An 18,481-nucleotide genomic window follows, 5' to 3' on the forward strand; every position below is an offset into this window, starting at 1 on the left:
GGAGTCGCGCTAACCGGATGTGCGCGAGATGGTACTACCAGGTGCCGGTGTTGCTCATCGAGACCCAGGGCTCGGCTTTTTCCTTGGCAGGGCCTTTCTGGAGAAGTTCGATCGAGATGCCGTCCGGCGACTTGATGAAGGCCATGTTGCCGTCGCGGGGCGGGCGGTTGATGGTCACGCCCTTGTCCATGAGGCGCTGGCAGGTGACGTAGATGTCGTCGACCTCATAGGCGAGATGGCCGAAATTGCGCCCGCCCTTGTAGTCTTCCGGATCCCAATTGTAGGTGAGCTCGATCAGCGGCGCCTTGGCGGTGATGCCGGCATGCTCGTCTTCGGGGGCGGCCAGGAAGATCAGCGTGAAGCGCGCTTCCTTGTTCTCGTGGCGGCGGACTTCGACAAGGCCGAGCTTGTTGCAATAGAAGTCAAGCGAGACATCGACGTCGGCGACGCGGACCATTGTGTGGAGATAACGCATGTGTTCTTTCCTTGGGTTGGGCGCGGGAACATAGGGCGCGCCACCCCTTTTCGGCAACCTTCAGGGCCGTACAAGGTGCGCGGAAAGATGATTGGCAGTATTGGAATGGCTGAAATGGTGAAAAAAGGCAAAGCGGGTATTGCATAGACCGGAACACGCGGTGTTATTCTGATTGCAAGAATCAGTTGTGTCTTTAGTCAGGAAAAGGTGCGGTCGAATGGGGGACAGGGCCTCTTTCATGAGGCGGGACTTGATCGGGGATGATGCCTTGAACCGTGACGAGATCGGCGAGGCAGCTGATCTGACTGAGATCTCCGGAGCCATCAAGTGGTTCGATGTGGCCAAGGGTTACGGCTTCATCCTGCCCGATGGCGGCGCTTCCGATATTCTTCTTCACGTTACGTGCCTGCGCCGCGACGGTTTCCAGACTGCGCTCGAGGGCGCACGCGTTGTCTGCCTCGTCAGGCAGGGCGAGCGGGGGCTGCAGGCTTTCCGCGTGCTTTCCATGGACAATTCAACGGCCATTCACCCGGCCGAGATGCAGGAACAGCGAACCCATGTCGCCGTCACCGCCGAAAGCGGGCTCGAGCGCGCTTTGGTGAAATGGTTCAACCGCACCAAGGGCTTTGGCTTCCTGACGCGCGGCGAGGGCACCGAGGACATTTTCGTCCATATGGAGACGCTGCGCCGCTACGGCCTGACGGAGTTGCGTCCGGGGCAAGTCGTTCTGGTTCGCTTCGGCCGTGGCGACAAGGGCCTTATGGCTGCCGAAATTCACCCTGATATCGGGACCTTGCCGGTTTCGCACTAGGCGCGATCCCGGCCCCCGACCAGACAGGGATCATGATGGCTCGAAAGACTTGGTTTGCCACCGGCGCGATTTTCGCCGCCATAATCAGCATTTTCACCTATTTCGCCTTGCCAGGCTCGTCGATAGCCGACGGCAGGGCGATGATCCTGCCGGTCGAGCAGGCACCGCTGGTCGTGGCGACCGCCAAGGGCGAACAGCCCTTCAGGATCGAAATCGCCGACGATGACAAGGAGCGCTCGGCCGGTCTGATGTTCCGCGAGGAGATGCCCGACGATCACGGCATGCTTTTCGTTTTCGACCAGACCCGCGAGGTGGGCTTCTGGATGAAGAACACGCCCATGCCGCTCGATCTGGTCTTTATCGGTCAGGACGGGAAGATCAAGGCGATCCGCCGTGGCGAGCCGTTCTCGGAGGCTCTGATCGCGCCGGATGAGCCGGTGCGTTTCGTGCTTGAATTGAAGGCTGGAACGGCTGAAAAGGCTGGCATCGCGGATGGCGATGTGGTTCGCCATCCTGCCATCAGCAAGGTTTCCGGCTCGGCCAATCCCGGGTAGGACGTTTCTTCGGGAGCAGACAGGCCGTGACGCAGTTTTTCGACCATGAAGGCTTCGAACTCGCCTTCCTCGACCGTGAGCCGCAGCAGGGCGCGGGCGATCCGATCCTTCTCATTCACGGTTTTGCCTCCAGCCACATCGTCAACTGGGTTTCGCCCGGCTGGGTGAAGACGCTGACGGAAGCCGGATACCGCGCCATCGCCTTCGACCATCGCGGCCACGGACTTTCCACGAAAAGCTATGATCCGGCCGACTACACGCCGGAGAAGATGGCTGGTGACGCGGCCGCACTGCTCGACCATCTCGGCATCGAACGGGCTCACGTCATGGGCTATTCGATGGGCGCGCGTGTTTCGGCGTTCCTGGCGCTGGCGGAGCCGGACAAGGTGGCGACGCTGGTTTTCGGCGGGCTCGGCCATGGCATGGTCGATGGCGTGGGCGATTGGGACCCGATCGCGGAAGCGTTGCTGGCACCCGATCCGGATCAGATCACCCATCCGCGCGCCAAGACGTTTCGAACATTCGCCGACCAGACCAAGAGCGATCGCGCAGCGCTTGCAGCCTGCATCGAGACCTCGCGCACGCTGTTGAGCGAGGCGGAACTCGGCCGCATCATGCAGCCGACGCTTGTCGCCGTCGGCACCAGGGACGACATCGGCGGCTCGGCGCAAAAACTTGCGGCGATCATGCCGAATGCGGAAGCCTTCGATATCGAGGGCAGGGACCATATGCTCGCCGTCGGCGACCGCACCTTCAAGGCGCGCGTGCTGGAATTCCTTCAAGACAACCCGCTCTGATCGCGTCTCGGCCGAGGCGAATACAGTGACCCTAACGTGACTGCGCTGCCGGAGTGACCCGGCGGCGCAATCTTCAAGCCCCCAGCTTGTTGTTCAGGCGTCAAGCCTGCGGTTGCGGTCCTGCCAGAGTTCCAGGATCGCGAGCGCTGCCACGGCGGCGCCAAGCACGATGTGCCAGGTGCGCAACGGTGCTCCGTAGTTGAAGGTGAATGGCGAAGCCATTACCCAGACACCACAGAAGAACGCCAGGAATTCCTCCCAGCGGCGCAGGTACATCTGCTCGAGACCTCCCAGCACCACGATTGCAGCACCGACCAGGGCGGTGGCCGCGACCATTGTCGTGTTGCCGGTTACGTTGCCGAACATTGCCGTTCCCAGTATCGCAGCACCGAGCAGCATCGACAGGATATCCTCCCATCGCCGGTGCTCGAGAAACTGCCAGGAACTCATTCTGTTAAGTGTTGCCATAACGAGACTCCTCATAAGGCTAGTTTTGAGCGTAGCTCAAACACCCGTGAGGATTTTGTGCGTTATTCCTCATCGAACTCCTCAGCCGAGCGTTCGTACGCACTGCAGTTATTATCTCAAAAAAGGCCTGTAAAAGCAAGGATTTCGCTGGATCGATCGCTGGCGAACCGGGTAACTGCCTTGCTCAATATGGCTGAACGGCATTACAAATCGCCACGAATTGTCGAATGGTCATGGGTGAGCCAACAGCTGAACGTATAAGTTGCTTCGGCGCGCCGTATGAAGGGATTGTTTTCCATTGCAGCTTGAAACAGGACCAAGCCAATCCATTTGACAATGTGATAAGGAAAATTGAGTTCAAACATGCTAATGTTTGGACTATACGTGCCGCAATACAGACGATGAGCGGCAACGGAGACCGCAGATGACGATCACCAGCGCAGCGCGCGCGAGCACGCTTCAACCGATCGATCCGATATGGAATTCGGTCCGCGACGAGGCCATGGAAGCCGTATCGCGCGATCCTTTGCTTTCGGCCTTCCTCTATTCGACGATCCTCAATCAGGACAGTCTGGAGGATGCGGTCATTCATCGTCTCGCCGAGCGTCTCGATCATCAGGACGTCGGCGCTGACCTGATCCGCCAGACCTTCAAGTCGATGCTGCGCGAAAATACCGATTGGGCCTCGACGGTGCGTGTTGACATCCAGGCCTATTACGACCGCGATCCGGCCTGCGACCGGTTCCTGATGCCGATCCTCTATTTCAAGGGCTTTCACGCGATCCAGACCCACCGTCTTGCGCACTGGCTGTGGAACCGCGGCCGCAGGGATTTCGCGCTCTACCTGCAGAGCCGGTCTTCCTCGGTGTTCCAGACTGATATTCATCCGGCTTCCCGCATGGGCAAGGGCATCTTCATCGATCACGCGACCGGCCTCGTCGTTGGCGAGACGGCGCTCATCGAGGACGACGTTTCGATCCTGCATGGCGTGACGCTGGGCGGTACCGGCAAGGCCGGCGGCGACCGTCATCCGAAGATCCGTTACGGCGTGCTGATTGGTGCGGGTGCAAAGATCCTCGGCAATATCGAGGTCGGCCATTGCTCCAAGATCGCGGCCGGATCGGTCGTGCTTTCGCCGGTTCCGCACAACAAGACCGTTGCCGGCGTGCCGGCCCGTGTGGTTGGCGAGACAGGATGCGACCAGCCTTCGCGGCAGATGGACCAGTTCCTGCCGTCGCAGATCATGGATCACGTCGTCAGCTTCGATATCTAAGGGACCGTTCGCGAACGCTACGCTGTCGGGCGCAGGCGGCCAACGTGGCCATCGTCGCGTCGGCGTTGTTCGGCGCAGCTCTCTTGGGCATTATGTCGGCGTTGCCTTTACACCGCCATCCTTGACGTGCCAGAAGCGCGTTCCATCTATCCACCCGCCACCGGGAGAAAAGTTTTGAAGCCGGAAGAAATCAGAAAACTCGACGCCTTTTTCAAGCGCACGTTCCAGAATCCGCAGTTGCAGGTGAAGGCGCGTCCGCGCAAGGACGACTCTGCCGAAGTCTATGTCGGCGACGAGTTCCTCGGCATCGTCTTCAAGGACGAAGACGACGGCGATTACAATTTCTCGATGGCGATTCTGGACATCGACCTGAACTAGTATGCGCTGATATTCAGGTGAGGGCGGCCCGCGAATGCCCGCTTGACCTGAAGCTCAACCAAGCAAGATCGGCCGGGTTCAACGGCCGGTTTTGAGAATGCGGGCCGCCTTGGCGGTCACGCTAGCCTCCAGCCGGGGCCAGTCGGCCAGCAATTCCCGCGGGAAACGGTAGGTGAGGCTGAGATTATCGCCCAGCTGGATGTCGCGCTCGCAAGGCGCCAGCGATTCCTCCGCACTCGGCCCGGTCAGGCAGCGGGCGACGAATGGCGCCTGGCCAGCGCGCGCGGCTACCGCGAGAACCTCGTTCAGATAGCCTGATTTTTCAGTGAAATTGTAGAGCGTTACGCCATGGGGGCCTGGTTTTCCGGGCTGTTCGATGAGCGAACGGTAGATCGGTGCGAAACGGCCGCTCATGTCGCGCGACATCATGCTTTCCTCGAAGGTGAGGAACAGGATGCGTTTGGTGCCGTCGGCATTGTTAAAGTCGTCGCGGGCGGTCTCCGAATAGCCCTCCATGTCTGGCCAGCGCAGATAGAGGTCGAGCCGCGCGGCAATGCCGTCGCGCCGGGCACGTTCGAAGCGGATGGCATTCGCCGGAACCGAGATGACATTGTTGCCGATGACGATTTCATGGAGCGTGGCGTCGTCGGTGTGGCCAGCCATCGCGATCGAGCGGCCGAACCATTTTCCACCGAAGCTGAGCACCGCCGACAGCAGGGCCAGTGCTGCGAAGGCATAAAAGACCTTCAGCATCAGCGAGGAATCGATCGCCGTGATCGTGTCCTCCGCCGGCGATGCCGTGCTCTGTCTCATGGTCCATTTCCCCATATGCGGGTGCGCGTTTGCAGGTAAGGCTGAACCGCGCGCGCATGATGCCGTCGATAACGGCTACTCTTGCAATTTCATGGTAAACGGCTGGTAAAGATTGCCGGTCTTGCGCGGTCGCTGACCGGCATTTTAGTGTGCGCCCGCAATGGAGGATAATGAATGCCGCTTTATGAACTGGACGGAACGCAGCCCGAATTCGACGACCAGGACAGCAACTGGATCGCGCCTGATGCGACGATTATCGGAAAGGTGCGGATCGGGCGAAATGCCGGCATCTGGTTCGGCACGGTGATCCGCGGCGACAATGACCCTATCGTCATCGGCGCCGACACCAATATCCAGGAACATACGGTGATGCATACCGATGTCGGCTTTCCGCTGACCATCGGGAGTGGCTGCACGATCGGCCACCGCGCGATGCTGCATGGCTGCACGATCGGCGACAACAGCCTGATCGGAATGGGCGCGATCGTGCTGAATGGCGCGCGCATCGGCAAGAACAGCCTTGTCGGCGCCGGCGCGCTGGTGACGGAAGGCAAGGAATTTCCCGACAATTCGCTGATCGTCGGCTCGCCTGCCAAGGCGATCAGGACGCTGGACGATGCCGCAGTCGAGCGGCTGCGCCTGTCAGCTGCGCACTACGTGGCGAACGGCAGACGCTTTAAAGCCGGCCTGACGAAGATCTAGAATCCTGAAAAAATGCTCCGCCCGAAAAAGGCGGAGCCGGCCCGGGGATTGGGCCGGCTCCTTGAACCCGGTCGTTGGGGACGGGGAGGGTGGGGACTCGACCGGGTTTTCTCGCTAAAGCGCGTCGCGATCTTTCAGATTCGCTTTCTCGCGCTTTATCTCTTTGTTTTTACGCATGTCGTTATCGCAAAACCGCAACACACTTTGCGCGACATGCTTAGATCTGTTTAGCGAACGCTGGCCACCGCATCGGCGCGGCCGTCGTTGATCTGCACCCAGACGCCGGAATTGCGGTCGGACTGGCGCTTCAGATAGGTGTATTCGGTGTCGGTCCACGCAAGGACGCGGGATTCGAGATTGTCGAGAATGAACTCGCCCATGCTGGTGCGCACGGTCAGCACCGCGTGGCCGTCGCCATTGGGCTGACGGGCAACCGTTATCAGCAGGTTGCCGGCCGGCACGCCCAGCGCCATCAGGCGGCGGCGCTTTTCCAACGCATAATCCTCGCAGTCACCGGCGCCATTGTCCGGATATGCCCAGTATTCTTCCTGGCCGTAGATTTCCATGTCGGTCATCGGCTTGACCGAAACGTTGACCGCATTGTTGATGTCGACGATCGCCGCCCAGAGCTTGCGCGTGAGTTCGACCGGCGCCTGCTTGGATGTCTTCTGATTGCATTCGACGGGCAGGCGCTGGCAGAACTCATAATGCCCAACCGGCTGCGTCGTGCGGCCGCCAACCTGCATGAACAGCTCTGCCGCCTTCGCCTCGATCGAAAGCCCGACCAGTCCAACCACTGCTGCGAAAAGAACCGAAACCCATTTTGTTTTTGTCATTGTGGCCTATCCCCGTTTGAGGACACATTGACAGATGCGGATTTATTTGACGCAAAACTCCGAAGTACATCTTGAGTAAAAACGCTCGTAAATTGAAATCAAATTCAAATAGAATAAGTATAAAATGAAAATCAAATTCGATTAAAATTTTATCGAATCCGCAATGGTGGCGGTGGCAATCGCACCGACAACGAAAAAACCGGCCAATGGCCGGTCTTTTGGTAGGTTCGAATTTGGGACGGCTCAGGTCAGGGCTGGCCGGCGCTGTTGAATTCGGCGTCCAGCGTCTCAGGCCGCTGTATCACCGCGAACTCGATAGCGACGCCGTCCTCGAAATGGCGGACGATCTGGCCGCGCATGGTGCCGAGTATGACCTGGACGCCGAGCGCCGGTTTCACGTCGATCTCGATCGCGGCGCCCGAGAGCGACAGATCTATGATGCGGCACTGATACTGGCGGCCGTCGAGAAGCTGCAGCGAGCTCATCGGATTGCGCGGCGCGACGCGCTCGTGGCGGCGGTCTTCCGGCAGGTCGAGTTCGTGCTTGTTCGCAAGCCAGGTGAGCTGGGCCGCGAGCTTGTCCTTCTTGCGCTCGGAAGCGATGATGGTCATGGCGAAGCCGTCGCGCATCGTGCGCGTCAGAACACCTTCTATGCGGCCGATATGATCGAGATAGGCAATGATCTTTTCACCGGGGCGGCCGAGCGTGTCGCAACGCAGTGCTACATTGCCGGGCGACATGTCGACGACCTGGCAGGGATGCTCGGTGCGATCCTCAAGCATGAAACGGCCATAGATCTTCACGCGGACGCGCTGAAAATTGCGCTTTTCCGCAACCGACGGCGCGTAGTCGATCGCCGCTGACCTCATGACTGCCTCTGTCCCGTTCAAAATTTCGCGCAGACACGCACGATTTCGGTCAAAAATACAGCCACACAGGTTAACAACATGTAAGTTATCGGCCTCGGAATGGCCGGAAATTAAGCTATTCGTCGCGTCCGCCCTTGAATACGACAAGGTGACGGATGCGTCTTGCCCCGTTCATGGCGAGTGACTGGTCCGAGAAAGTGCGGTCGCTCGGCGCCAGCGACGGGACGGTGACCGCCGGGCGGTTGTTCAGGAACATCGGTTCGCGATCAGGATCGATGACCCTAACCGAGTCTATCAGCGAGTCGACTATCGGATCGGTGCCAAGCCAGTAGGGCTTTTCGGCAGGCGTGACGATGCCGAGCGAGCGTTGGTGTTCGAGGCCGCCATCGAGCGGCAGCAGCAGCAGTTCGAACGGGTTGGTGCGTTCGCCTTTCGAGCGGCCTTCGAAGGTCACGAGCACGACGGACTTTGCCTTGAACACGCCGTAAGCCAGCCGCGCAATCAGGCGCTGGTCCTTCTCGCGCCAGAGCGACGGGAATGAAAAACCCTTTAGCTCGCGCCCATAGGTGGCGCAGAGGCGCGTGCCGGCGAGCCGGAACACCGCTTCGCCGCGCGTGTCCTTCTCAAGAATGAAGGTGTCAGCGAGGAGGGACTTTATATCGCTGGGTTCTATTTCGGTCCGCTTCGGTGCCGGACGCCCGTCTCGCAATCGGTTCCAATAATGGAACAGGTCGATCGATCCGTTCTGTTTCATGCTGCTCCGCTCCGCGCGATCTGTTCTGTTATGTTCCATCGGCGAACAGAAAGGCGTTGTTCGATGGCCTACATGCGGGGCGGAGCAGGTTGCGTGCCAGTGCGGGTGTCGGCTTGTTAACCGATCGGGGGCGTTAAGGTTAACAATTGGTTTACGTTGCGCGCCAATCGGGCCTGTGGCACCTTGAAATCACTCCAGAAGTGGTCGCCGCGAGGTGACCGGCAGCACTTCAGTCAAAGATTTTGGGAGAGCGTGGGGCTCGACCAGCCGTCCAGGGGAAACTTTGGGCGGCTTTTCTTTTGTGATTCGCGCCGCTCTTCGCTAAAGGCGTCTCCATGACCCAGCAGTTGGAACCCAGCATGAATGACGCATTGCCGGAAGAACGCAGCCCCGAGCCGGAACCGGCACCTGAGCGCCGTGAGCCGGTTTTCAATCTTCCCGTCATCGTCATTGCTGCCATCGCGCTCTGCGTCGGCATCCATCTGCTGCGGCTTTACGTGCTGACGCCTGACCAGGATTTCGAACTGATCCTGCGCGGCGCCTTCATCCCAATCCGCTATTCGGGCCAGTTCGATCTGGACGTCTATGCCTTTACCAGCCCGGTCACCTATTCCTTCCTGCATGGAAGCGTCACGCATCTGCTGATCAACATGGTGTGGCTCGCGGCATTCGGCTCGCCGCTGGCGAATCGTCTCGGCGCGCTTCGCTTCTCTGTTTTCTGGGTGGTTTCGAGTATCGCTGCGGTCGCGCTGCATTACAGCCTGCATTCGATGGACAATGCGCCGCTGGTCGGCGCTTCCGGCGCGATAGCCGGCATGATGGGGGCTGCTGCTCGTTTCGGCTTCCGCGTGGACCGCTCCGCCGGAAAGCCGGCCTTCGCCGGCACGCTCCTGCCGGTGTCGCTGGTGTTCCGCTCGCGCACCGTGATGACATTCCTTGTCGTCTGGATGGTCGTCAATCTCGTCACCGGCATTTACGGCTTTGGGCCTGACATGGCCAACCGCATCGCCTGGGAGGCCCATGTCGGCGGCTTTCTCGTCGGCTTTTTCGGAATCCAGTTCTTTGACCGCCCTCAACGAACGATGACGCTGTAACCTCGAAGTCCAAGCGCCCGCCAAACCGGCTTCACACTTGAAATGAAGGCCATCCAAGCGCACCATGACGGCATTGGAGCCGCGATGTGGAGGAGTATGGGCCGGTTCCGGTTTTGTACTGGCAAAGGAGGACGCCATGACGGTGAAGGCAATTCTCGAAGCGAAGGGCCATGACGTTTTCACGCTCGGGCCGAACGAGAAACTGGCTGAAGCGGTACGAATACTCGCCGACCACCGCATCGGCGCGCTGGTTGTCACGAATGGCGATCAGAGGATCGTCGGCATTCTTTCGGAGCGCGATATCGTCCGGGTTCTCGCCAAGGAGGGGGTGGGAGCGCTCGACCAGACCGTGCGGGCTGTCATGACGCCCAAGGTCAATATCTGCAACGAACATCATACGGTCAACGAAGTCATGGAAATCATGACGCGCGGCCGCTTCCGCCACTTGCCGGTCGAAAAGAACGGCAGGCTCGATGGCATTGTTTCCATCGGTGACGTGGTCAAACGGCGTATCGAGGACGTCGAGCGCGAGGCTGACGAAATACGCGCCTATATAGCGACGGCGTAGGATCTCGGGATCGCCGCCGGCACACGAATATGCCGGCGGGTTCCAGAGCAGCACCTATCTGTTGTCGAGTTCGGGGCGGACCAGCTTCAGCCCGTGGCGCGTGATGCGATAGGGGCCGCCATTGGAAGAGGCGATGGCCTTCTTCCGTTTCAGCTTGCGGAAAATACCGAGATCGAAATCCGGATAGGCCCAACCGTCACGGGTGAGGCACTGGATTTGCTCGATACGTTTCCTGTCGTCTTTTTCGACTTCAATGCGTCCGCCCTGCGCGAGCAGGTGCAGAATGCGCTGTTCATTGCGCGATATGTCCATTTTTGGAGAACTTTCGGAAAACCTGGCCGTAATGGCCAAAACAAAAAGCCGCCGCCGCAGGGTTCTGCGGCACGGGGTTTCAGGTTTTCACGCCCTGCCTTCCTGGGAAGGTCAGGGCCTTAGCGGGACTGAGCTGACGTAGACATCCAAACTCCATCGGGACGGGATGGATATAACGCGGCCGTGGTTTTCGCGCCAGCCGAGGCTGGCCAAACGTCACACTTTGAACGGGAATGGTTGCAACAGAGCAACGATTGATCTAGCGAACAGTTGAATTTAGTTGCTCAACAAAATTCCTATTTTGCAACGAATAGCCCAGCCGGAACGCCATGACCCTCATCGACACGCGCACGCCCGACCCGAAACGCCTGATCCCCGGCGCCACCGGCGACTGGGAAATCATCATCGGCCTGGAAGTGCATGCGCAAGTGACCTCGAACGCAAAGCTGTTCTCCGGCGCCTCGACCTCGTTTGGCGCGGAGCCCAATGCCAATGTCAGTCTGGTCGATGCGGCCATGCCGGGCATGCTGCCGGTCATCAACGAGGAATGCGTCAAGCAGGCGATCCGCACCGGGCTCGGGCTGAAGGCGCAGATCAACCACAAATCGGTCTTCGACCGTAAGAACTACTTTTATCCCGACCTGCCGCAGGGCTACCAGATTTCGCAGTTCAAGCAGCCGATCGTCGGCGAGGGCAAGATTACGATTTCGGTCGGTCCCGATCGCAAGGGCGAGTTCGAGGACGTCGAAATCGGCATCGAGCGTCTGCATCTGGAACAGGATGCCGGCAAGTCGATCCACGACCAGCACCCGACCATGTCCTATGTTGATCTCAACCGCTCTGGCGTGGCGCTGATGGAGATCGTGTCCAAGCCCGACATGCGCTCGGCTGACGAAGCGAAGGCCTATGTCACCAAGCTGCGGACCATCGTGCGCTATCTCGGCACCTGCGACGGCAACATGGACGAAGGCTCGATGCGCGCCGACGTCAACGTCTCCGTGCGCAAGCCGGGCGGCGAGTTCGGCACGCGCTGCGAGATCAAGAACGTCAATTCCATCCGTTTCGTCGGCCAGGCTATCGATTATGAAGCCCGCCGCCAGATCGCCATTCTGGAAGACGGCGGCAAGATCGACCAGGAAACGCGGCTGTTCGACCCCAACAAGGGCGAGACGCGGTCCATGCGTTCCAAGGAAGAAGCGCATGACTACCGCTATTTCCCCGATCCTGACCTTTTGCCGCTCGAATTCGACCAGGCCTATGTCGATGAACTGGCGAAAGACCTGCCGGAACTGCCGGACGACAAGAAGGCGCGGCTGATCTCGAGCCTCGGCCTCTCCGTCTACGACGCCTCGATCCTGGTTTCCGAAAAGGCGATCGCCGACTATTTCGAGAAGGTTGCTGCCGGCCGCGACGGCAAGCTTGCTGCCAACTGGGTCATCAACGATCTGCTTGGCGCTTTGAACAAGGCCGGCAAGGATATTGAAAACGCTCCGGTTTCGCCCGATCAGCTCGGCGCTGTCGTCGACCTGATCAAGGAAGGCACAATCTCCGGTAAGATCGCCAAGGACCTGTTCGAGATCGTCTGGAACGAGGGCGGCGACCCGCGCGCGCTGGTCGAAAGCCGCGGCATGAAGCAGGTGACCGATACCGGCGCCATCGAAAAGGCGGTGGACGAGGTGATTGCCGCCAACCCCGACAAGGCCGCGCAGGCGCGGGCCAAGCCGAGCATGGCCGGCTGGTTCGTCGGTCAGGTGATGAAGGCGACGGGTGGCAAAGCCAACCCTCAAACCGTCAACGACCTGATCAAGGCCAAGCTCGGGATCGAATAACAGGTCGTTGAATGAACCCCTTCTTGTTAACCAGATTGGACGCCGATGAGCTCTTGGCTCTGGCTAATTGTTTGAACGAGGTGCGAGAAGCGCTGAACAACGAGAGCGAGTTCCATACAAGGGTCGGGGTAAGTTTGGATTTTGCCGAGAAACTACACCGGGAATTGCGCGGGGAGATGGATCGGCGCAAAGCCCAAGGCGATGTATTCTTCCGCTAAGCCGGCATGAAGAGTTTTAGCAATGTTCATACGTACCGCGAGTGAGCGCGATCTGGCAGCTGTTCGTGCGCTGCTCGTAGAGACATGGCATGCGACCTATGACGATCTGTATGGCCCGGAACGGGTTACGCAGATCACCGACGAATGGCATTCGCTGGCGAAGCTGAAGGCCAATCTCGAGCGGCCGCGCTCGGAGTTCCTTGTCGCCGATGACGGCAAGACGCTCGGCGGCATGGCCTATGCCAAAGCGGGCGATGATGGGAAGATCGTTACGATCCACCAACTTTACGTTCGTCCCACATCGCAGCGGCTGGGCATTGGCAGAATGTTGCTGGCGGAAATCGAAGACAGTTTTCCAGAGGCAAAAACACTGCATCTCGAAGTCGTCGAAGACAACCATAGCGCCGTAGCCTTCTACCGCGCGAACGGGTTTGTCATCGCCGACAGGCAAGAGGACAAGACCACCCATGCGTCGGGGCTGGTCATTTTCAACTGCGAGAAACAACTCGGATAAGCCCATGGCCGACATCGATAATCTGTCGATAAGGCCCGCGCGCCGCGTCGATATTCCGGCGCTCGCTGCGCTCTTTGCCGCCGATGCAATCGGCGGCTATGGCGACACGATCGAACCCGAGGCCCTGCCGCTCTACGAGGCCGCGTTCGAGCGCATCGAAGCCAGCGCGAACGACACGCTCTACGTTGCAGAATTGGCCGGCGAGGTCGTCGGGACGTTCCAGACGACGCTGATCGTGGTCATGTCCGGACACGGTTCGACAACGTTGCGGGTCGAGGCGGTGCAAACGCGGGAGGACATGCGTGGCCGTGGCATCGGTGAGAAGATGATGCGGCATGCCATAGCGCAAGGCCAAGCGATAGGTGCGCGGGTGGTTCACCTGACATCGAACCTGCAACGCACCGATGCGCATCGCTTCTACAAGCGGCTCGGCTTCGAACAGAGCCACGCAGGCTTCAAGCTGAAGCTTTAGCCGCTTCTTCCTCGGCTATCCTTGAAATATAGACCGCGAACTCCGGGTCTTCGCCCGGCAGCAGTTGCGGCAGCGCGAGCCGAAAATCCTCGCGCCGGCACCACTCGCGCATGAAGTCTTCCCACGAAGCCCAGCGGCGGAGCTTTCGCGGCGGCAGATCGTCGTCATAGGCGACGAGATAGGCCCGCTCGAACAGCGCGATCAGAATCGCAAACATCGCCAGCATGCGCTCGACCTGATCCTCGGTGAGATTGGGTGTCGCCGTTCGCGACTGAAGTTTCAGGTCCGGATGTTCGAGGGTCAGCTTCAGGAAGTCGGTGTAGCCGTCGGAGAGAAGCTGGTAGATTTCCTCTTCTTCGTTGGCGCGTTCTTTTTGCTGCTCGTAGACGAAGATGAAAATCGCCAGCGGCAGGCCGATGATGGTCACGCACAGGCTGAGTATTTCCAGGATAGGCTTGAATTCCATCAGCTTCCGCCCGAGTGCGAGGTTGCAGAGTATCGCGATGCTATGCCGCGCGCCGGCCTTTGCCAATTGCGGGCAAAGCAGCTCGTTTCGCAGCTAAACTCTTGCCATTCGCGCCTGCGAAAGCCATAAGGCATCGTATTGTTCGACGCGCTTGCCGCGAGGAATCCGATGAAGAAATTCTTCCTGCAGTTTTTTACCTGGTGGAGCGGGCAGACGCTCGGCACACGCCTTCATACCTGGCGTTACGGCACGAAAGTCGGCCAGGACGATTGGGGCAACGTCTATTACGAAGGCGGCACCGATTCGGAAGGCCGCACGCGTCGCTGGGTGATCTATAGCGGAACCTCCGAGGCCTCCAAGATTCCGCCCGGCTGGCACGGCTGGATGCATCATCGCGTCGACACGCCGCCGTCGCAGGAGAACTACACGGCCCGCGAGTGGCAGAAGCCGCACCAGACGAATCTCACTGGAACTTCGGCCGCCTATCGCCCGAAGGGCTCCGTGCTTGGCACCGGCCATCGCCCTCAGGTTACCGGCGACTACGACGCCTGGACGCCCGGCGCATAAGAGTGCGCCGGTCCGGTATGTTCTCGCCACATTCCTTGGTTAACTGCTTGTTGATGACAAAGCAGCGATATGCCTTGGTGGGTGAGAAATTGTCCCAGGCGCAACTTCCGGTATTCTCCATATGATGATCTTCAGCCGAATTCTGCAGCGCAAAGTCTTGACCGGCGCCCTCGTGTTTTCGGCGATGATGATCGCTGCGGTTCCTTTGCGGGCCTATGCGCAGGAGCAGTTCCCGCTCGATGGCGATGAGATGCCGCTGGACGATGTGCCGGCCCAGCCCCAGCAGCAAGCGCCGGAGAACGACGAAGAGGTCAAGCCGGAGCCCGCGCCGAAGGTCGAGCGCATGAAGAACCCGGTCGCGGAGTTTTCCGGCATCGACAAGATCACCGGCCGCATCACATCGTTCGACGTCTACATCAACGAGACGGTGCAGTTCGGCGCCCTGCAGGTGACGCCGCGCGTGTGCTATTCGCGGCCCGAGGCCGAAGAACCCAAGACCGATTCGTTTGTCGAAGTGGATGAAATCACGCTCGACCGGAAAATCCGCCGCATCTTCACCGGCTGGATGTTTGCCGAAAGCCCGGGCCTGAACGCGGTCGAGCATCCCGTCTATGACGTCTGGCTGAAGAGCTGCAAGGCGAAATCGGACGTGCCTGCACCCGACACCGCCAAGAGCAACTGATCCCTCAGGAACCGGCTTCTCCGCGGCGCGTTGTCTTTCGGGCAACCGCTAGGAGGACTTTCCAATGATGGCCAATGAGAAAGAGCTTCTCGAAATCGAGAGGGGCTTCTGGATGGGCGGTTCCGATTTCTTTTCCGCCAATGCCGACAGGGAATGCCTCGTGGCCTTTCCCGGGATGGCCCAGGCGATGAGCAACGCCGACCTGGCGGAAACCGCTGACAATCCGAAGCGCTGGCGAAAGCTGGAGATCGAGCTCAAGGGCATTATCGAGCCGGGAAGCGACATCGTCATGCTTACATATGAAGCGCATGCCACCCGCGAAGATGGTGAACCCTATGCTGCGCTTGTCAGCACTGGATATGTGCACCGAACCAACGGCTGGAAGATGATGTTCCATTCGCAGACGCCGATAAAGGCTAAGGCCAAGAAGTCGGACGCAGCCAAGAAATCCGGTAAATCGGATCGTCAGGGATAGAAGACGGCTTCGCCGCGCAATGCCTTTTCCAGCATCTTTTCGTATCTGCCGCGTGGCACATCGACTGCACCGAAGCGCTTGAGATGTTCGGTGGTGAACTGGGTGTCGAGCAGGACGAAGCCTCGCGCGTTCAACCTTTCAACGAGATGCACGAGGCAGACTTTCGATGCGTCCGTTTCCTTGGAGAACATGCTTTCTCCGAAAAAGACGCGACCAAGACTGACGCCGTAGAGCCCGCCGACAAGGCGGTCGTCGCGCCATGCTTCGACCGAGTGGCAATGGCTGCGCTCGAACAGGTTGATATAGGCCTCCCGAATCGGGGCGTTGATCCATGTCGTCTGGCGCTCATCGCGAACTTCGGCGCAACCGTCGATCACGCCGGCAAAATCGCTGTCGAAGCGAATGTCGAAGCGGTTCTGGCGAATCGCTTTGCGCAGGCTCTTGGGAACATGGAAGGCATCGAGGGGGATGACGCCCCGCGTCTCCGGCCGAACCCAGAAGACTTCGGGGTCCGAAGCGCTTTCGGCCATCGGGAAGACGCCCGACGCGTAAGCCTTCAGCAAAAGCTCGGGCGGTATGCGATAGCCGGGGGCATATGGACGGGTCATCAAGCCTCACAAGTATAAAAGAAACGCGCCGAAACGCGTTTCCGTCAACTTGGTCTTTCGGACGCTACACACAGTACCCGGCATTTCGACCGGGCTTATCCAGCGTTATTCCGTCTCGGCGAGGTGCTTTTCCAGCCAATGGATATCGTAGTCGCCATTGGCGATATCGGCATTGCCGACCAGTTCGCGAAACAGCGGCAGTGTGGTCTTGATGCCATCGACGACGAACTCGTCGAGCGCGCGGCGCAGGCGCATCATGCATTCCACGCGATTGCGGCCATGCACGATCAGCTTGCCGATCAGGCTGTCGTAGTAAGGCGGAATGCGATAGCCGGAATAGACGCCAGAATCGACGCGAATGCCGAGGCCGCCGGGCGTGTGGAAATGCGTGATCGTGCCGGGCGAGGGCACGAAGGTGCGCGGATCCTCCGCATTGATGCGGCATTCGATGGCGTGACCCTGGAAGCGGATGTCTTCCTGGCGCACCGAAAGCCCGCCGCCGGAGGCGACGCGGATCTGCTCATGCACGAGATCGATGCCGGTGATGGCTTCCGTCACCGGGTGCTCGACCTGAAGGCGGGTATTCATCTCGATGAAATAGAACTCGCCGTTCTCGTAGAGGAACTCGATCGTGCCGGCGCCCGAATAGCCGAGATCGGCAATCGCCTTGGAGCACACTTCGCCGATCTTCATGCGCTGTTCTTCGTTCAGCGCGGGCGAGTTGGCTTCCTCCCAGACTTTCTGGTGGCGGCGTTGCAGCGAGCAGTCGCGCTCTCCAAGATGGATCGCGTTGCCGGCGCCGTCGCCGAAGACCTGGATTTCGATGTGACGGGGCTTTTCGAGGTATTTTTCGATGTAGACCGCATCGTCGCCGAAGGCCGCGCCAGCTTCGCTGCGTGCCGTCTGCAAGGCCTCGATCAGGTCTTCTTCGGTGCGGGCGACCTTCATGCCGCGGCCACCGCCGCCGGCAGATGCCTTGATGATGACCGGGTAGCCGATCTCAGCGGCAATGCGCTTGGCTTCGCCTTCATCCGAAACGGCACCATCCGAACCGGGAACGACCGGAATGCCGAGACGCTTGGCCGTGCGTTTGGCCTCGATCTTGTCGCCCATGATGCGGATGTGATCGCCGGACGGGCCGATGAAGGTGATGTTATGGGCCGCCAGTATGTCGGCGAACTTGGCGTTTTCGGAGAGGAAGCCGTAGCCCGGATGCACGGCATCCGCACCGGTGATCTCGCAGGCCGCGACGATTTGATGGATGTTCAGGTAGCTGTCGCGCGAGGGCGGCGGTCCGATGCAGACGCTTTCGTCGGCGAGGCGCACATGCATGGCGTCTGCGTCAGCCGTCGAATGGACGACGACCGTCTGGATGCCGAGTTCCTTGGCAGCGCGCAGGACCCGAAGGGCGATTTCGCCGCGATTGGCGATGAGGATTTTCTGGAACATCCGGGGCCTATTCGATGACGACCAGAGGCATGCCGAACTCGACCGGCTGTGCGTCCTCGATAAGGATCGCCGTAACAGTACCGGAACGCGGCGAGGGGATCTGGTTCATCGTCTTCATGGCTTCGATGATCAGCAAGGTCTGGCCTTCCTTAACCGTCTGGCCAACCTCGATGAACGACTTGGCGTCCGGCGACGGCGCCAGGTAGGCAGTGCCGACCATTGGTGAAGGCACGGCGTTCTTCGAAACGTCCGGTGCTGCCGGAGCGGAAGCCGTGGGCTGCGGGCCGGGCGCCGTCTGCGTGAAGACCGGGGCAGGGGCCGCGACGGCGTGAACCGTCGGTGCCTGGCGCGAGACGCGGACCTTCAGGTCGCCGAGTTCGACCTCGATCTCGGTCAGGTTCGTGTCGTTCAGGATGCCGGCGAGATCGCGGATCATCTGTTGGTCAACACCGGGCTTCTTTATCGACATGTTCGAGCCTTTTCTTCTGGTCCGGCCG

The 18,481-nt window shown here is 59.8% G+C and carries 25 protein-coding genes; 14 read left to right on the forward strand and 11 right to left on the reverse strand.

Annotated features, from left to right (window positions below; genetic code table 11):
- Positions 1–34: 34 nt before the first annotated feature.
- Entirely contained in the window at positions 35–475 is a 441-nt protein-coding gene (gene gloA, locus BM413_RS11710; RefSeq protein WP_091913513.1) for a lactoylglutathione lyase, read from the reverse strand.
- Between the two features lie 238 nt (positions 476–713).
- On the opposite strand from gloA, the gene BM413_RS11715 reads away from it, so the two are divergent.
- The 3 genes from BM413_RS11715 to BM413_RS11725 are packed head-to-tail and all read left to right on the forward strand — an operon-like array spanning position 714 to position 2,637.
- Positions 714–1,286: a cold-shock protein gene (locus BM413_RS11715; protein WP_348272900.1), complete on the forward strand. Its 573-nt coding sequence runs from the start codon at positions 714–716 to the stop codon at positions 1,284–1,286.
- Positions 1,287–1,321: 35 nt separating this feature from the next.
- Positions 1,322–1,840, forward strand: coding sequence for a DUF192 domain-containing protein (locus tag BM413_RS11720; protein WP_091913723.1), 519 nt, complete (start codon positions 1,322–1,324; stop codon positions 1,838–1,840).
- A 26-nt stretch (positions 1,841–1,866) separates the two neighbouring features.
- Entirely contained in the window at positions 1,867–2,637 is a 771-nt protein-coding gene (locus BM413_RS11725; protein WP_091913517.1) for an alpha/beta fold hydrolase, read from the forward strand.
- Positions 2,638–2,730: 93 nt separating this feature from the next.
- Here the strand turns inward: BM413_RS11725 and BM413_RS11730 are convergent, their stop codons facing one another.
- Positions 2,731–3,105, reverse strand: coding sequence for an SPW repeat domain-containing protein (locus BM413_RS11730; RefSeq protein ID WP_091913519.1), 375 nt, complete (start codon positions 3,103–3,105; stop codon positions 2,731–2,733).
- Positions 3,106–3,529: 424 nt separating this feature from the next.
- On the opposite strand from BM413_RS11730, the gene cysE reads away from it, so the two are divergent.
- Together cysE and BM413_RS11740 are read left to right on the forward strand one after the other, a co-directional pair.
- Complete coding sequence (gene cysE, locus BM413_RS11735; RefSeq protein ID WP_091913520.1) at positions 3,530–4,378, forward strand: serine O-acetyltransferase; 849 nt, start codon at positions 3,530–3,532, stop codon at positions 4,376–4,378.
- Positions 4,379–4,552: 174 nt separating this feature from the next.
- Positions 4,553–4,756 carry a DUF3126 family protein gene (locus BM413_RS11740; RefSeq protein WP_091913521.1) on the forward strand — a complete coding sequence of 68 codons (204 nt, stop codon included), beginning with the start codon at positions 4,553–4,555 and terminating at the stop codon, positions 4,754–4,756.
- 78 nt (positions 4,757–4,834) lie between these two features.
- Here BM413_RS11740 and BM413_RS11745 read toward each other — a convergent pair whose 3' ends face one another.
- On the reverse strand, positions 4,835–5,569 hold the full coding sequence (locus tag BM413_RS11745) for a hypothetical protein (RefSeq protein WP_091913522.1): 735 nt from the start codon (positions 5,567–5,569) through the stop codon (positions 4,835–4,837).
- A 174-nt stretch (positions 5,570–5,743) separates the two neighbouring features.
- On the opposite strand from BM413_RS11745, the gene BM413_RS11750 reads away from it, so the two are divergent.
- Positions 5,744–6,271 (forward strand): gamma carbonic anhydrase family protein, encoded by a 528-nt coding sequence (locus BM413_RS11750; protein WP_091913523.1) that lies wholly within the window; start codon positions 5,744–5,746, stop codon positions 6,269–6,271.
- Positions 6,272–6,498: 227 nt separating this feature from the next.
- On the opposite strand, the gene BM413_RS11760 is transcribed toward BM413_RS11750, so the two are convergent.
- The 3 genes from BM413_RS11760 to BM413_RS11770 form a co-directional block, all read right to left on the reverse strand.
- Complete coding sequence (locus BM413_RS11760) at positions 6,499–7,017, reverse strand: transglutaminase-like cysteine peptidase (RefSeq protein WP_244537852.1); 519 nt, start codon at positions 7,015–7,017, stop codon at positions 6,499–6,501.
- A 338-nt stretch (positions 7,018–7,355) separates the two neighbouring features.
- A complete protein-coding gene (locus BM413_RS11765) occupies positions 7,356–7,976 on the reverse strand; it encodes a PilZ domain-containing protein (RefSeq protein ID WP_091913526.1) in 621 nt (206 codons plus the stop codon).
- Between the two features lie 115 nt (positions 7,977–8,091).
- Positions 8,092–8,730, reverse strand: a complete 639-nt coding sequence (locus BM413_RS11770; protein WP_091913527.1) for a PAS domain-containing protein — start codon at positions 8,728–8,730, stop codon at positions 8,092–8,094.
- Positions 8,731–9,089: 359 nt separating this feature from the next.
- Between BM413_RS11770 and BM413_RS11775 the strand changes: the two genes are divergently transcribed.
- Together BM413_RS11775 and BM413_RS11780 are read left to right on the forward strand one after the other, a co-directional pair.
- Positions 9,090–9,824 (forward strand): rhomboid family intramembrane serine protease, encoded by a 735-nt coding sequence (locus tag BM413_RS11775; protein WP_091913528.1) that lies wholly within the window; start codon positions 9,090–9,092, stop codon positions 9,822–9,824.
- A 136-nt stretch (positions 9,825–9,960) separates the two neighbouring features.
- Positions 9,961–10,392, forward strand: a complete 432-nt coding sequence (locus BM413_RS11780) for a CBS domain-containing protein (RefSeq protein WP_091913529.1) — start codon at positions 9,961–9,963, stop codon at positions 10,390–10,392.
- A gap of 54 nt (positions 10,393–10,446) precedes the next feature.
- Here BM413_RS11780 and BM413_RS11785 read toward each other — a convergent pair whose 3' ends face one another.
- Positions 10,447–10,704: a YjhX family toxin gene (locus tag BM413_RS11785; RefSeq protein ID WP_091913530.1), complete on the reverse strand. Its 258-nt coding sequence runs from the start codon at positions 10,702–10,704 to the stop codon at positions 10,447–10,449.
- Between the two features lie 329 nt (positions 10,705–11,033).
- Here BM413_RS11785 and gatB point away from each other — a divergent pair, with 329 nt between their 5' ends.
- The 3 genes from gatB to BM413_RS11805 all read left to right on the forward strand — a co-directional run bounded on the left by gatB (position 11,034) and on the right by BM413_RS11805 (position 13,737).
- Positions 11,034–12,533, forward strand: coding sequence for an Asp-tRNA(Asn)/Glu-tRNA(Gln) amidotransferase subunit GatB (gatB, locus tag BM413_RS11790; RefSeq protein WP_091913531.1), 1,500 nt, complete (start codon positions 11,034–11,036; stop codon positions 12,531–12,533).
- Between the two features lie 240 nt (positions 12,534–12,773).
- Positions 12,774–13,265 carry a GNAT family N-acetyltransferase gene (locus BM413_RS11800; protein WP_091913533.1) on the forward strand — a complete coding sequence of 164 codons (492 nt, stop codon included), beginning with the start codon at positions 12,774–12,776 and terminating at the stop codon, positions 13,263–13,265.
- A 4-nt stretch (positions 13,266–13,269) separates the two neighbouring features.
- Entirely contained in the window at positions 13,270–13,737 is a 468-nt protein-coding gene (locus tag BM413_RS11805; protein ID WP_091913534.1) for a GNAT family N-acetyltransferase, read from the forward strand.
- Here BM413_RS11805 and BM413_RS11810 read toward each other — a convergent pair.
- On the reverse strand, positions 13,721–14,203 hold the full coding sequence (locus BM413_RS11810) for a hypothetical protein (RefSeq protein ID WP_091913724.1): 483 nt from the start codon (positions 14,201–14,203) through the stop codon (positions 13,721–13,723). The two genes, BM413_RS11805 and BM413_RS11810, sit on opposite strands and share 17 nt — an antisense overlap.
- Before the next feature lie 168 nt (positions 14,204–14,371).
- Here BM413_RS11810 and BM413_RS11815 point away from each other — a divergent pair, with 168 nt between their 5' ends.
- The 3 genes from BM413_RS11815 (at position 14,372) to BM413_RS11825 (ending at position 15,927) form a co-directional block, all read left to right on the forward strand.
- Positions 14,372–14,770, forward strand: coding sequence for an NADH:ubiquinone oxidoreductase subunit NDUFA12 (locus BM413_RS11815; protein ID WP_091913725.1), 399 nt, complete (start codon positions 14,372–14,374; stop codon positions 14,768–14,770).
- Positions 14,771–14,927: 157 nt separating this feature from the next.
- Positions 14,928–15,452 (forward strand): DUF2155 domain-containing protein, encoded by a 525-nt coding sequence (locus tag BM413_RS11820; RefSeq protein ID WP_244537846.1) that lies wholly within the window; start codon positions 14,928–14,930, stop codon positions 15,450–15,452.
- A 64-nt stretch (positions 15,453–15,516) separates the two neighbouring features.
- A complete protein-coding gene (locus BM413_RS11825; RefSeq protein WP_091913535.1) occupies positions 15,517–15,927 on the forward strand; it encodes a hypothetical protein in 411 nt (136 codons plus the stop codon).
- Here BM413_RS11825 and aat read toward each other — a convergent pair.
- The 3 genes from aat to accB all read right to left on the reverse strand — a co-directional run bounded on the left by aat (position 15,918) and on the right by accB (position 18,453).
- Positions 15,918–16,535 (reverse strand): leucyl/phenylalanyl-tRNA--protein transferase, encoded by a 618-nt coding sequence (gene aat / locus BM413_RS11830; protein ID WP_091913536.1) that lies wholly within the window; start codon positions 16,533–16,535, stop codon positions 15,918–15,920. The two genes, BM413_RS11825 and aat, sit on opposite strands and share 10 nt — an antisense overlap.
- Positions 16,536–16,640: 105 nt before the next feature.
- Complete coding sequence (accC, locus tag BM413_RS11835; RefSeq protein ID WP_091913537.1) at positions 16,641–17,984, reverse strand: acetyl-CoA carboxylase biotin carboxylase subunit; 1,344 nt, start codon at positions 17,982–17,984, stop codon at positions 16,641–16,643.
- Positions 17,985–17,991: 7 nt separating this feature from the next.
- Positions 17,992–18,453 carry an acetyl-CoA carboxylase biotin carboxyl carrier protein gene (gene accB, locus BM413_RS11840; RefSeq protein ID WP_091913538.1) on the reverse strand — a complete coding sequence of 154 codons (462 nt, stop codon included), beginning with the start codon at positions 18,451–18,453 and terminating at the stop codon, positions 17,992–17,994.
- Positions 18,454–18,481: the final 28 nt, after the last annotated feature.

The organism is Mesorhizobium sp. YR577, assembly GCF_900116595.1.
In the GTDB taxonomy this organism is placed as follows: Bacteria; Pseudomonadota; Alphaproteobacteria; order Rhizobiales; family Rhizobiaceae; genus Mesorhizobium_M.